Source organism: Bradyrhizobium sp. AZCC 1721, from assembly GCF_036924715.1.
Taxonomy (GTDB): domain Bacteria; phylum Pseudomonadota; class Alphaproteobacteria; order Rhizobiales; family Xanthobacteraceae; genus Bradyrhizobium.
In genome coordinates, this window is the sequence record NZ_JAZHSB010000001.1 from 6,948,134 (window position 1) to 6,961,209 (window position 13,076).

The 13,076-nt window shown below is 62.7% G+C and carries 14 protein-coding genes; 5 read left to right on the forward strand and 9 right to left on the reverse strand.

Annotation, left to right across the window (positions count from 1 at the left end; translation table 11 throughout):
* The first annotated feature begins 5 nt into the window (after nt 1-5).
* Nucleotides 6-806 carry an FAD binding domain-containing protein gene (locus V1273_RS33075; RefSeq protein ID WP_334379846.1) on the forward strand — a complete coding sequence of 267 codons (801 nt, stop codon included), beginning with the start codon at nt 6-8 and terminating at the stop codon, nt 804-806.
* Between the two features lie 175 nt (nt 807-981).
* Nucleotides 982-2,094: a CaiB/BaiF CoA transferase family protein gene (locus V1273_RS33080; RefSeq protein ID WP_334412036.1), complete on the forward strand. Its 1,113-nt coding sequence runs from the start codon at nt 982-984 to the stop codon at nt 2,092-2,094.
* A 155-nt stretch (nt 2,095-2,249) separates the two neighbouring features.
* Here the strand turns inward: V1273_RS33080 and hppD are convergent, their stop codons facing one another.
* Nucleotides 2,250-3,368 carry a 4-hydroxyphenylpyruvate dioxygenase gene (hppD, locus tag V1273_RS33085; protein ID WP_334412037.1) on the reverse strand — a complete coding sequence of 373 codons (1,119 nt, stop codon included), beginning with the start codon at nt 3,366-3,368 and terminating at the stop codon, nt 2,250-2,252.
* A gap of 122 nt (nt 3,369-3,490) precedes the next feature.
* Between hppD and V1273_RS33090 the strand changes: the two genes are divergently transcribed.
* Entirely contained in the window at nt 3,491-3,955 is a 465-nt protein-coding gene (locus V1273_RS33090; protein WP_334365507.1) for an Lrp/AsnC family transcriptional regulator, read from the forward strand.
* Nucleotides 3,956-4,066: 111 nt separating this feature from the next.
* Nucleotides 4,067-4,378 carry a DUF1272 domain-containing protein gene (locus V1273_RS33095; protein WP_334412038.1) on the forward strand — a complete coding sequence of 104 codons (312 nt, stop codon included), beginning with the start codon at nt 4,067-4,069 and terminating at the stop codon, nt 4,376-4,378.
* Between the two features lie 103 nt (nt 4,379-4,481).
* On the opposite strand, the gene fahA is transcribed toward V1273_RS33095, so the two are convergent.
* The 5 genes from fahA to V1273_RS33120 form a co-directional block, all read right to left on the reverse strand.
* Nucleotides 4,482-5,753: a fumarylacetoacetase gene (gene fahA / locus V1273_RS33100; protein ID WP_334412039.1), complete on the reverse strand. Its 1,272-nt coding sequence runs from the start codon at nt 5,751-5,753 to the stop codon at nt 4,482-4,484.
* Nucleotides 5,754-5,975: 222 nt separating this feature from the next.
* Entirely contained in the window at nt 5,976-7,322 is a 1,347-nt protein-coding gene (gene hmgA / locus V1273_RS33105; protein ID WP_334412040.1) for a homogentisate 1,2-dioxygenase, read from the reverse strand.
* Nucleotides 7,323-7,325: 3 nt separating this feature from the next.
* Nucleotides 7,326-8,282, reverse strand: a complete 957-nt coding sequence (locus V1273_RS33110) for an MBL fold metallo-hydrolase (RefSeq protein WP_334412041.1) — start codon at nt 8,280-8,282, stop codon at nt 7,326-7,328.
* 37 nt (nt 8,283-8,319) lie between these two features.
* On the reverse strand, nt 8,320-8,550 hold the full coding sequence (locus V1273_RS33115) for a DUF2783 domain-containing protein (protein ID WP_334412042.1): 231 nt from the start codon (nt 8,548-8,550) through the stop codon (nt 8,320-8,322).
* A 9-nt stretch (nt 8,551-8,559) separates the two neighbouring features.
* Complete coding sequence (locus V1273_RS33120; RefSeq protein ID WP_334412043.1) at nt 8,560-10,173, reverse strand: FAD-dependent oxidoreductase; 1,614 nt, start codon at nt 10,171-10,173, stop codon at nt 8,560-8,562.
* Nucleotides 10,174-10,357: 184 nt separating this feature from the next.
* On the opposite strand from V1273_RS33120, the gene V1273_RS33125 reads away from it, so the two are divergent.
* Entirely contained in the window at nt 10,358-10,885 is a 528-nt protein-coding gene (locus tag V1273_RS33125; RefSeq protein ID WP_334412312.1) for a MarR family winged helix-turn-helix transcriptional regulator, read from the forward strand.
* A gap of 24 nt (nt 10,886-10,909) precedes the next feature.
* On the opposite strand, the gene V1273_RS33130 is transcribed toward V1273_RS33125, so the two are convergent.
* Genes V1273_RS33130 through V1273_RS33140 form a run of 3 tightly spaced genes read right to left on the reverse strand, consistent with a single transcriptional unit; the run spans nt 10,910 to nt 12,969 of the window.
* On the reverse strand, nt 10,910-11,254 hold the full coding sequence (locus V1273_RS33130; protein ID WP_213290108.1) for a RidA family protein: 345 nt from the start codon (nt 11,252-11,254) through the stop codon (nt 10,910-10,912).
* A 14-nt stretch (nt 11,255-11,268) separates the two neighbouring features.
* A complete protein-coding gene (locus tag V1273_RS33135; protein ID WP_334412044.1) occupies nt 11,269-12,150 on the reverse strand; it encodes an NAD(P)-dependent oxidoreductase in 882 nt (293 codons plus the stop codon).
* Nucleotides 12,151-12,162: 12 nt separating this feature from the next.
* Nucleotides 12,163-12,969 (reverse strand): N-acyl homoserine lactonase family protein, encoded by an 807-nt coding sequence (locus V1273_RS33140; RefSeq protein ID WP_065747884.1) that lies wholly within the window; start codon nt 12,967-12,969, stop codon nt 12,163-12,165.
* Nucleotides 12,970-13,076: the final 107 nt, after the last annotated feature.

Genomic DNA, 13,076 nt, shown 5'->3' on the forward strand with positions numbered 1-13,076 from the left:
CAGCCATGTACCAGACAACCTATCACCGCCCCTCTTCGGTCGACGAAGCGGCAAGCCTGTTCACCAAGGGTTCGGATGCGAAATATTTGGCGGGCGGCCACACGCTGATTCCGGTGATGAAGCAACGGCTAGCCTCGCCATCCGACGTGATTGATCTCTGCAAGATCAAGGAGCTGGTCGGCATCGAGCCAACCGGGGACGGAATCATGATCAAGGCGGCGACGACCCATTCCGACGTGGCCTCAAGCGAAACCGTGCAAAAGGCGATCCCGGCATTGGCTTACCTCGCCTCGCTGATCGGCGACCCGGCGGTGCGGCATCGCGGCACCATCGGCGGCTCGCTCGCCAACAACGATCCCGCGGCCGACTATCCGGCGGCGGTGCTGGCGTGCGGGGCCACCGTGAAGACCAACAAGCGTTCGATATCGGCGGATGATTTCTTCAAGGGCCTGTTCTCGACGGCGCTGGAAGATGGCGAAATCATCACTGCGGTATCGTTCCCGGTTCAGGACAAAGCGGGCTACGCGAAGTTCAACCATCCGGCGTCGCGCTTCGCGCTGACCGGCGTGTTCGTCGCAAGAACCCCGGCGGGTGACGTCCGCGCCGCAGCCACCGGCGCATCGCAAAACGGCGTGATGCGGGTGCCCGCGATCGAGGCGGCGCTGAAGGCCAACTGGTCCGCCGCCGCGCTCGATAGCATCAACATTTCCGCCGACGGCCTGATGAACGACATCCACGGCACCTCGGACTATCGCGCCAACCTGGTTAAGGTGATGGCGCAGCGCGCGGTGACCGCGGCGGGCTGATCAGCACCTGGACGCGACGTTGATATTGAGCGGCGCGCAGCGATGCGCGCCGCTTTCGTATTTTGGCTCGATTTTCGGCAAAAGAAGCTTGCCAGGGCCTCGCTTCGGCGGGACAATTTAGCTAATCAACTAATTAAGACGTTCCCTTCGACGTTCCTTTGGGAGAGAAAACAACGTGCTCGATCAACCAGCCACCCAATCCGCCACCCGCACCTCCGGCCCGCTCGCAGGCTTCCGCATCGTCGAATTCGCCGGCATCGGCCCGGGCCCGTTCGCCTGCATGATGCTGGCCGACATGGGCGCGGAAGTCGTGACGCTCGACCGCATCGGCGCGAAGAAGAATTTGAAGTCGGTGGCGGGGCGCGGCCGGAAAGTGGTCGAGCTCGACCTCAAGGACAAGGCCACGGTCGCGCAGGTGCTCGATCTGCTTAGCCATGCCGACGCGCTGATCGAAGGCTTTCGCCCCGGCGTGATGGAGCGGCTGGGCCTCGGACCCGATGTGGTGATGGCGCGCAATCCGCGGCTGGTGTTCGGCCGGATGACCGGCTGGGGCCAGGAAGGCCCGCTGGCGCACGCGGCCGGCCACGACATCAACTACATCTCGGTCACCGGCGCGCTTGCGGCGATCGGCACCAAGGAGAAGCCGGTGCCGCCGCTCAATCTGGTCGGCGATTTCGGCGGCGGCGCGCTCTATCTCGTGGTCGGCGTGCTGGCGGCGCTATTGGAAGCGTCGAAGTCCGGCAAGGGCCAGGTGGTGGATGCGGCGATGTGCGACGGCGCGGCGTCGCTGATGTCGATGTTCTTCGACATGACCGCGATCGGCCGCTGGGTGGAAGGGCGCGAGCAGAATTTTCTCGACGGCGGCGCGCATTTCTACGGCATCTATGAATGTTCCTGCGGCAACTTCATTTCGATCGGCTCGATCGAACCGCAGTTCTACGCGCTGCTGCGCCAGCATGCCGGCCTCACCGACGCCGATTTCGACGCCCAGATGGACCGCAAGGCCTGGCCGGCACTGAAGGAAAAGCTGATCAAGGTCTTCAAGAGCAAGACGCGCGAGGACTGGTGCAAGATCATGGAAGGCACCGACATCTGCTTCGCGCCGATCCTGACCATGACGGAAGCGCCGAAGCATCCGCACATGGCGGCGCGTCAGGTGTTCGTCGAGCGCCACGGCGTGACGCAGCCCGCGCCTGCCCCGCGCTTCTCGCGCACGCCGTCGGCGATCAGGGATGCGGAGATGGTGGAGCTGGCGGAATTGGCGAGCGCGTGGAAGGTGGGGAGGTAACTCTCTCGTCGTCCTCGCCTAGTGCGCAATTGCGCACGGGGCGCGGGGACCCATAACCACAGGATTTGATTGTTGGACGAAAGCCGTCGAACGGCGGCTCTCAATACAAGCGACACGGCGTATGGGTCCCGGCTCAAGGCCGGGACGACAACAGCTTACGCCGCATTCCCCACCTTCAACACGCCTCGCCGGATCTGATCCTCCTCGATCGATTCGAACAGCGCCTTGAAATTGCCCTCACCAAAGCCGTCATCGCCCTTGCGCTGGATGAATTCGAAGAAGATCGGCCCGATCGCGTTCGCGGAAAAGATCTGCAAGAGCACCTTGGTGTGGCCACCATCGACCACGCCCTCGCCATCAATGAGAATGCCGTCGCGTTGCAGGCGGGCGACATCCTCACCGTGCTGCGGCAGGCGCGCGTCGATCTTCTCGAAATAGGTGTCCGGCGGCGACGGCATGAACGGTAATCCGGCTTCGCGCAGCGTCTCGACGGTGCGGTAGATGTCCCGCGCGCCGCAGGCGATGTGCTGGATGCCCTCGCCGCGATAGATGTTGAGATATTCCTCGATCTGTCCGGAGTCACCGGCATCCTCGTTGATCGGGATCCGGATCTTGCCGTCCGGGCTGGTCAGCGCACGCGAGAACAGGCCGGACGCGCGGCCCTCGATGTCGAAGAAGCGAATCTGGCGGAAGTTGAACAGCTTTTCGTAGAAGCCGGTCCAGACGTCCATGCGGCCGCGATGGACGTTGTGGGTGAGGTGATCGATGTAATAGAGCCCGGCGCCGGCGGGCCGAGGATCGCGGGTATCAAGCCATTCGAACTCGAGATCATAGGCCGATCCCTTGGCGCCGTAACGGTCGGTGAAATAGAGTAGGCTGCCGCCGATGCCCTTGATGGCGGGAACGTCGAGCGTCTTTTGAGCGGACGAAACATCAGCCGGCTCCGCGCCGAGCGAGAGCGCACGCTCGTAGGCTTGCTTGGCGTCGACCACGCGGAACGCCATCGACGGCGCGCAAGGCCCATGCGCGGCAACCAAGCCATGGCCATGGGTGCCCGGCTCCTCGTTGACGAGATAATTGATGTCGCCCTGGCGATAGACCGTGATCTTCTTGGTCTTGTGGCGGGCGACAGGCGCATAGCCCATCAGCTTGAACAGCGCGTGCAGTTCTTCCGGGTTCGGATGCGCATACTCGACGAACTCGAAGCCGTCGGTGCCCATTGGATTGTCAGCGCTGATGGTGGCGGCCGGGGCATCGTGCGGAAACGGACCCATGGCTAAACTCCCGTAAATTGATCTAGATCAGTATCGGGCGAAGCGGGCGCAAAGTGCATGCAAACCGAAGAGCGTTAGGCTATCATCTCGCACAATTCGTGCACGAAACCGGCAATTGACGCATGATCCCCGTGGACGCCTTCGACCTCAAAATGCTGGCCGCGCTGCAGGATGACGGCCGGCTGACCAACCAGCAACTGGCCGACCTCGTCGGCCTGTCCGCCTCGCAATGCTCGCGGCGGCGGATGCGGCTCGAGGAGGAAAAGGTCATCGCCGGCTACCACGCCGACCTCGCCGGCGAGGCGCTCGGCTTCAACCTCATCGCCTTCATTCACATTACGCTGGCGACGCATTCGCCCGACAACGCCAAGAAATTCCGCGCACTGGTCAACCGCGTCGACGACATCCAGGAGGCCTATTCGCTCACGGGCGACGCCGATTATGTGCTGAAAGTGGTGCTGCGCGACCTCAAGGACCTCTCGGATCTCGTCAACAACGTGCTGATGCCGCACCAGAGTGTCGCGCATGTCCGCTCGTCGGTCGTGCTGGACCGGCTGAAGGAGAGCGTACGGCTGCCGTTGAAGTGAAGCGGTTCGATGAGGCACTGGGGCCGCATGGCCCAAATCGAGGGAATTTCGTCATTCGCGTTCCCGATCCCATTTGCGATGATCTGCAGGAATCACCCCACGAGACCACGCATGGCGCTGCAACTCCGACCGAACTGCGAATATTGCGACAAGGACCTGCCGCCGAATGCGATGGATGCGCGCATCTGCTCGTATGAATGTACGTTCTGCGCGGATTGCGTCGAGACCAAGCTGCATAATGTCTGCCCGAACTGCGGCGGCGGTTTTGAGCGGCGGTCGATCCGGCCCGCGACCGAGCGACGGCCGGGCGTGTGCGTCGTCAAGCACCCGCCGTCGGACAAGCGGGTGCATTTGAAGTACAGCCTTGAGGATATTGCCGCGCACTGTGCGCGGCTGCGGGATATACCGCCGCAGGAGCGCTGAAGTCTCCACGTCATTGCGAGCGGAGCGAAGCAATCCATCCCACCGCGCGTGAGGAGAGATGGATTGCTTCGTCGCTTCGCTCCTCGCAATGACGGGGAGGGAGTTACCCCGCCGCCAAGATCGTCCCCTCGACCTCGCCAAAACCGACGCGATAGCCGTCGCCCTGGCACCAGCCGCGCATCACGAGCGAGTCGCCATCCTCCAGGAACGAGCGCTTCACGCCCTCGGCCAGTTCGACCGGCTCGGTGCCGTTCCAGCTTATCTCCAACAGGCTGCCGCGCTGGTCCTTCTCCGGACCGGAGATGGTGCCGGAGCCTAAGAGATCGCCGACATTCATGGCGCAGCCGGATGAAGCATGGTGCACGAGCTGCTGCACCGACGACCAGTACATGTATTTGAAATTGGTGCGGCTGATGTTTTTCGGCGCGTTCATCGGCGCGGCGCGCAAGTCTACCTCTAGCGCCATGTCGTAATTGTTCGGCTGCGTCTGCTGCAGGTACGGCAGCGGCTTCGGATCCTGCGCAGGGCCATGAAGACGGAACGGCTCCAGTGCCTCGCGCGTCACCACCCACGGGCTGATCGAGGTCGCGAACACTTTTGCCTGGAACGGGCCGAGCGGGACGTATTCCCACTGCTGGATGTCGCGCGCGCTCCAGTCGTTGAGGATGACGAAACCGAAGATCATCTCTTCGGCCTGCTTCTCGGTGAGCATTTCGCCCATCACCGATGGCTGGCCGATCACCACGCCCATTTCCAACTCGAAATCGAGCCGCTTGCAGGGGCCGAAACTCGGCATGTCGGCCGTCGGCGGCTTCAATTGGCCGCGCGGCCGGCGCACCGGCGTGCCGCTGACGACAACCGTCGATGCGCGGCCGTTATAGCCGATCGGCATGTGCAGCCAGTTCGGCTGCAGCGCATTGTCCTTGCCGCGGAACATCACGCCGACATTGGTGGCGTGCTCCTTGGACGAATAGAAATCGGTGTAGCCGGAGACCGCGAACGGCAGGTGCAGCTTCACGTCCGCCATCGGCACCAGCGCGCGCTTGCGGAGTTTCTCATTGTCACGAAGTTCGGGATGATCATCCCGCAGAAGCTCGCTGATCCGCGCCCGCGCGCTCGACCAGACCTTTGGCCCCATCGCCATGAACGCATTGAGCTGCGGCGCGGCGAATACCGCCGGCTCAACGAGATCGAAGCGGCAGTCCTGCGCGAGCTGCCAGAGGTCGAGCACGTAATCGCCGATCGCTACACCGATGCGTGGGGCGAGCCCGTCCTTGGCGGAGAACACGCCGTAAGGGAGATTCTGGATCGGGAAATGGGAAGTGGGATCGACGGGGATGAAGGAGCGGAGTTTGGGATCGTTGGGGTGGGGCATGGTTTTCCCGAATATCACTAGGGCTGGTTCTTTCACCCTCCCCTGGAGGGGTCCGAGACGAGCGAAGCTCGCTCGTGGGTCGACGCTCATGAAATGAGCGGCGGGGTGGGGTGACGGTCTCTCCTCTCGAACAGTGCCCGTGTTGAGAGATCACCCCACCCCGTCTCGCATTTCGCTGCGCTCATGCGAGCCGACCCTCCCCCTCCAGGGGAGGGTAAGCGATCACGGCTTGTTCGGATCGAACCGCTTCTCGAGGCCCTTCCAGCAATCGGCGTAGTCGTCCTGCAAGGTCGCCGACGTCGCCGCGTGCTGGGTCACCCGCTGCGGAAAACGCGTTTCGAACATGAAGGCCATGGTGCCCGTCAGCTTTACCGGCTTTAGCTCGCCGTTGCTGGCATGGTCGAAGGCCTCGCGGTCGGGGCCGTGCGGCAGCATGCAGTTGTGCAAGCTGATGCCGCCCGGAACAAAACCCTGCGGCTTGGCGTCATACACGCCGTAGATCAGCCCCATAAACTCACTCATGATGTTCATGTGATACCAGGGCGGGCGGAAGGTGTTTTCGGCGACCGCCCAGCGCTCCGGGAAAATCACGAAATCGATGTTCGCGGTGCCGGCCGTTTCCGACGGCGAGGTCAGCACCGTGAAGATCGAGGGATCGGGATGGTCGAAGCTGATGGCGCCGACCGGCGAGAAGGTGCGCAGGTCGTATTTGTACGGCGCGTAATTGCCGTGCCAGGCCACCACGTCGATCGGCGAATGCGGCAGCGTCGTCTTGAACAGCGAGCCGCCCCATTTCACGTACAGTTCCGTCGGCGTGTCCTTGTCCTCATAGCTAGCGACCGGCGTGAGGAAGTCGCGCGAATTGGCGAGGCAGTTGGCGCCGATCGGCCCGCGTTCCGGCAGCGTGAAGGCGCCGCCGTAATTCTCGCAGAGATAGCCGCGCGCAGGTCCATTCGGAATCTCCACCCGGAATTTCACGCCGCGCGGAATCACCGCGATCTCGCCCGGCTCGATATCGATGCGGCCGAATTCGGTGACAAGGCGCAGGTTGCCCTGCTGCGCGACAAACATCATCTCGCCATCGGCATTGTAGAAATGCTGATCGACCATTGACTTGGTGATGAGATAGACATGCGCGGCCATGCCTCCTTGCGTATTGGCGTCGCCCGCCGTTGTCATGGTCTGCACGCCCTGCAGGAAAGTCTTGTCTTCCTTCGGGATCGGCGCCGGACCCCAGCGCAGTTGCGAGATCGGCAAGTCATACTCGTGGCACGGCGCGGTGCGCCACAGCCCGGCATCAACTTTCGCAAAGCGGCCCGAATGCTTCACCGACGGGCGGATGCGATAGAGCCAGGAGCGCTCATTGCTGCCGCGTGGCGCGGTGAACGGCGAGCCGGAAAGCTGTTCAGCGTAGAGCCCGTAGGCGCAGCGCTGCGGCGAATTGCGGCCCATCGGCAGCGCGCCGGGCAAGGCCTCGGTTTCAAAACTGTTGCCGAAACCGGACATATAGCCCGGCGTCAGTTGTGCGCTGCTGCGAACGATCTGATCAGGCGAGGTGTTGATCTTCATGGTCTATCCTCCTCCTTGCAGGGCGGCCCACATTTCCTGGTCGCGCTTGTCGGTCCAGATCACGGGATCGTCTATTCCCGAAGCCTCGTCGAACGCGCGCGAGACGTTGAACGGCAGGCAGTGCTCGTAAATGGCGAAGCTGGAAAATTTTGGATCCATCACCTCGCGCGTCGCGGCAAAGGTCTCTTTCAGCGTGCGGCCCTTGGCAACCGAGCTTTCCGCGGCGCCATAGAGCGTCGTGACGAAGTCGCGCGTCATCGCGATCGCGTCGCGCCCGGTCGACAGACCTTTCAGCGCGTCGCCGCGGCCCGGCGCGATCGCCTTCGGATTGAAGGCGCGGATTTCGTTCAGCGTCATCGGCCATTCGCGCAAATGCGCATCGCCGCAATAGCAGGCCGAGTGATATTCGATGAGGTCGCCGGAAAACATCACTTCGGCATCCGGCACCCAGGCTACGATATCGCCCGACGTATGCCCGGCACCGAGTTGCATCAACCGCACCTCGCGTTTTCCTAAGTAAATCGACATCTCGCCTTCAAAGGTCAGCGTCGGCCAGGTCAGCCCGGGAATGCTCTGTGCATCCTGGAACAGGCGGGGAAAGCGGCCGTATTCGGAATCCCAATCCTGCTGGCCGCGCTCCGCGATCAACCGATAGGTTTCGGCCGACGCCACGATGCCCTGCGCCTTGTAGGCGGAAGCGCCGAGCACGCGCACGGCGTGATAATGCGACAGCACGACATATTTGATCGGCTTATCGGTGACGGTGCGGACGCGCTCGATCACCTTGTTCGCCATCGCCGGCGTCGCCTGCGCGTCGAACACAAGGCAGCCATCGTCGCCAACGATGATCGCGGAGTTCGGATCGCCCTCGGCGGTGAAGGCGTAGAGATCAGTGCCGATTTCGGAGAAGGTGATCTTCTTCTCCGCGAGATCGGTGGTGGACGCGAAACCTTTAGCCATCAATTCGATTCCTGACTTCGTTTTAAGACGCGAGTTATTATTGCTGTTGCTGCTGCTGTTGCTGGTGGCCAGCATCGAGCATCCGCCGAGCGGCGAGCGCAATCGCCTCCTTCAGCACATCGAGATCGCCGATGTGATTGGCGAGGATGAGAACCAGTGCCGCATCGAGATCGGCGCTTTGCTCGTCGTTCAGTCCACGATGCGCCTCGACGATGGCGCGGAACGCGTCATCAGGCTTGGCAAAGTTCGAACTGGTCGATAGCGCCATGACGAAACCTCAGTTGTAGCCGGCGGCACGCGCGAGCGCGGCATCGAGTGCCCCCCGGGTCGGATGCCGAAAGCGCGCCGCGACGTAGCCATCGGGACGCAGCAGATAGGCCGTGCCTGGCTCGGCGTCGTAACGCGTGGCAGCAAGACCTGCAGAATCGGCCAGACCGCCTTTGCCGCCAATCCGGATTGTGGCTATTTCCTCAGGCGGCTCCGGCATAGCTCCATTGCTAAACTCCAGCAGCGTGAACCCCGTTCCCGCCCCGATGAAAGCATCGGTGAGATACATCGGTTCGCCGCTCCGGCCTGCAACCGGCGCGTCCGGCATCGAGGCGCCGGGACGCGGGCCGCCGCGCCAGGAATCGCTATCGGCGGTCGAAAGCGGCGTTTCGTAGATCGAGGGCGTCGAGAGACGGCCCGCATTGACCATCCGCTTGCCGAACTCGGTTTCCCGGGCGAGCGATAGCACCGCCTTGCGCAGCCGCGCCTCCTGGTGGGAGTTGGGCGCCATGAAATCGGTCGAGCGGGTGGATTCGCGGATGTTCTCGTCGGCCGCGGCGCTGCGCTCGATGTGGTAGCTCTCGAGCAGCGCCTCGGGCGAGATACCCCGCAGCACGCGATCGAGTTTCCACGCCAGATTCTCGGCGTCCTCGAGCCCGGAATTGGCGCCACGCGCGCCGAACGGCGAGACCTGATGGGCGGCATCGCCGGCAAAGATTACCCGGCCATGGATGAACTTGTTCATCCGCCGGCACTGGAATTTGTACAGCGATATCCATTCGAAATCGAACTTGTCGTGACCGAGCATCCGGGCGATGCGTGGCCGCACGTTCTCCGGCAGCTTTTCAATGGCCGGATCGGCGAAGCGATTAAGCTGCAGGTCGATCCGCCAAATGTCATCCGGCTGCTTATGCAATAGCGCGGAGCGCCCGGCGTGGAACGGCGGATCGAACCAGAACCAGCGCTCGGTTGGAAACGCCGCGGTCATCTTGACGTCGGCGATCAGGAACTGGTCTTCGAACACCTGGCCCGCAAACTCCGCTCCCACCATTTGCCGCAGCGAGGATCGGGCGCCATCGCAGGCGATCACGTATTGCGCCGCCAGCCGATAGGGGCCGTCCGGCGTCTGGATCGACAGCACCACATGGTCGTTGTGCGGCTCGAGCCCGGTCACCTTGTTGCGCCAGCGCAGGTCGATCTCGGGGAGTTCCTCGACACGATCGACCAGATAGGCTTCCGCGTAGAATTGCTGCAGGTTGATGAAGGCCGGCCGCTTGTGCCCCTCCTCGGGCAGCAAATTGAATTGATAGAGCTGGGAGTCGCCGTGAAAGATCTTGCCGACGCTCCACACCACGCCCTTGTCGACCATGCGCTGGCCGATGCCGAGCCGGTCCCAGAATTCGAGCGAGCGTTTCGAGAAGCAGATCGCCCGCGAGCCCTCGCCGATCCGGTCAGCGTCGTCGAGCAGCACGACCGCTTGCCCGCGCTGCGCCATACCGATCGCAAGCGACAGCCCCACTGGACCAGCGCCCACAATGACGATCGGGTGCTCGGCCACGTTCGCACCCGCCCGATCCTGGTCGGAGTGGCGACGATAGCCGAATTGGGTCTTAGTCAGCGCCATGCGGGTCAACCCGTGACTAGAGATCTTGTTTTGACGCGTTTTCTCGACGCGAACCGGTATCCACTTCGCTCGAAAACGCTGGCTAGCGGCCTGCAACCCTGCTAATTAGTCTCACATGCAACTATCTTAAACCCCCGGCCGGGTCCGGCGTCAACTCAAATCGAGGCGATTCTTGCCAAAAGCGATGTCAGGCGAAATGGCGGCTGGTCCGCGGGAAGAGAGCGCGCAGAAAAGGGCCGCACGACTGGACCTCTTCAAGTTCGTGCCGTTCCGGCTTAACCGACTGGCGGCCGAAGTTAGCTCCGCACTCTCGGCCGAGTATGCGGCGCGCTATGGGCTCGATATTCCGGAATGGCGCGTGCTGGCGACGCTCGGCTTCCGCCACGATGCCTGCAGCGCGCAATACATCGCCCACTGCACCCGCACCCACAAATCCACCATCAGCCGCGCAGTCACGTCGCTGATGAAGCGAGAGATCATCGAGCGCGTCGAGAACGAGGACGACCGCCGCGAATTCCGCCTGCGTCTGACGCACAAGGGCGAAGCGCTCTATGAGGAGTTGATCCCACGGCTGCTGCGCAGGGAACAGGAGATTCTCTCCTGCCTATCCACGCAGGAGCGCAAGGATTTCGCAAGGCTGCTCGGAAAGGTCGAGGCGAGCCTCGACCTGGTGCAGACCAGCGAAGAGGCGGACGCGAAAGAGGCTTACTGACCCGCTTGAGCGCTGTGCCGAGGCTCACTTCACGGCCGTCACCACGATCTCCACGATATGCGGCGGCTCGAGATCGACGCCGATGCAGGCGCGCATTGGCGGATTTTTCGTATCGACCCATTCATCCCAGGCACGGTTCATCTCGCCTTTGCGTTTGATATCGGTGATGTAGACGATAGCCGAGAGAATCTTGCTCTTGTCCGTGCCGCACAGCGCGAGGCTTTCGTCGATCCGGGCGAGCGCCTTTACGCTCTGCTCGTACATCGACGGGGTGACCGGGTCGGGCGCGACAGCCACCGTGAATACCAGATCGTCGTGAGCGACGGCACGGCTGCGGGTTGGTGTAAGCCCGGCAAAGCGTTGAATCATGATCGTCTCTCCGATTAGCGGCCGCCAATATGTTTCGCGATGACAGTGAAATAATTGTCCCCTGAGCCGGCATCGATCGCTTCCTGCAGAATCGTGCCGACCAGCTCCGCACCACGGATTTTCAATCCCGCATCAGCCGCGAGCTCCAGCGCATAGGAAAGATCCTTCAGCGCATATTCGGTCGAGAACGCGCGCTCCGGAAAATTGCCCGGCACGATCGCTTTCATGCCGTGATTGCGCAGCGCAAAACTGTCGGCCGAGCCCTTGGAAAGCGTATCGAGCAGCAGCTTTGGGTCGACACCATTATGCTTCGCGACAGCGACCGCTTCGGCCAGCGCGTTGACGGTTTCGAACAGCACCATGTTGTTGAGAATCTTCGTCACCTGCCCCGCACCAACGTCGCCGCAACGGGTGACGTCAGTGGCAAAGCAGCGGATCAGTGGCTCGATATCGGCATAAAGCGCGGGCACCGCGCCAACCATCACGCTCAGCGTGCCGTCCTGGGCCGCCTGGCGCGTGCGCGCGATCGGCGCGTCGGCCCAAGATGCACCCTTGGCCTGCAGCAGCTTGGCAAACTCCCGCGTTTGGCCGACTGACGACGTACCGAGATCGACGACGACCTTGCCGCTGCGGATGTTCGCCAGGATGCCGTCGCCCTCGAACACCGCGCGCACATGCTTGGCGCTGGGCAGGCAGAGGAACAGCAAGTCGCTTTGCCGGACGACGTGGGCGACGGAGCCTGCGGCCTCCGCGCCCTCGGCCTGCAGCCGCGCCAGCGGCTCGGCCGCAAGATCGAACGCGATCACGCGCTTACCGCTCTTCTTCACCAGATTGCGGCAGATCGGCTCGCCCATCACGCCGAGGCCGATGAAGCCGATCGTGTTGTACGCTGGCATCATGACCGTCCGCTATTTCGCGAAAGAACGCGACGGCGCCAGGTGCAGCGCGAACGCATCGACCTTGTCGCTGGCGCGCGGGTAGATCTCGCTCACGATCGGATCGTGGCCGGGAATGAAACGATCGGGATGGCCGGCCAGGCGCTCGACGATTTCCCAGCCCTGCGCCATGTCGCCGACATTGTAGACGATCGGAAACGGGCTGCGCTTGTGCAAATTGGCGTAGTAGTGCGAAGCGTCCGACGCCAGCACCACCGGCCCCCGCGCAGTTTCGACGCGCACGACCTGCAGGCCATCGGAATGGCCGCCGACGCGATGCACCGTCACGCCGGGGACGATCTCGCCGTCGCCGGAATGGAAGGTGACGCGCTCGCCATAGACGTGGCGCACCATGGTGGTGACGTGCTCGACCGAAAACGGATGCCGCAACATGCCGTTGCACATGCAGCGCCCGGTTGCGTAGCTCATCTCGCGGTCCTGCAGATGAAACCGCGCGTTCGGGAAGCGATCGAGATTGCCGGCGTGATCGTAATGCAGATGGGTGACGATCACGTCGCGAATCGTATCGGCGGCAACGCCGAAATCCGCCAGTGCGTCGACCGGATTGAGCGTGAGTTTGCGCGAACGCGCCTTCGCCTCCTCGGCGTTGAAGCCGGTGTCGACCAGGATGTCGCGGCCGCCCCCTCGGATCAGCCAGACGAAGTAATCCAGATCCTGCGCCGTGGTTTCGTGCGGATCGGGGATCAGAAAATTCAAATGAGGAGTGCGGGGCGACATCGTCGCATAGCGCAGGGCGTAGATCTCGTAGGCGTTTCCCATCGGTGTCGCTCTTCTTTTGTGCTGAACTTTTCTTTGCTGAACTTGGCCGGTCCCGGCAGCAAGCCATTGTCATCTGCGAAGGTCAAACGCGGTGCGCGAATGACGAC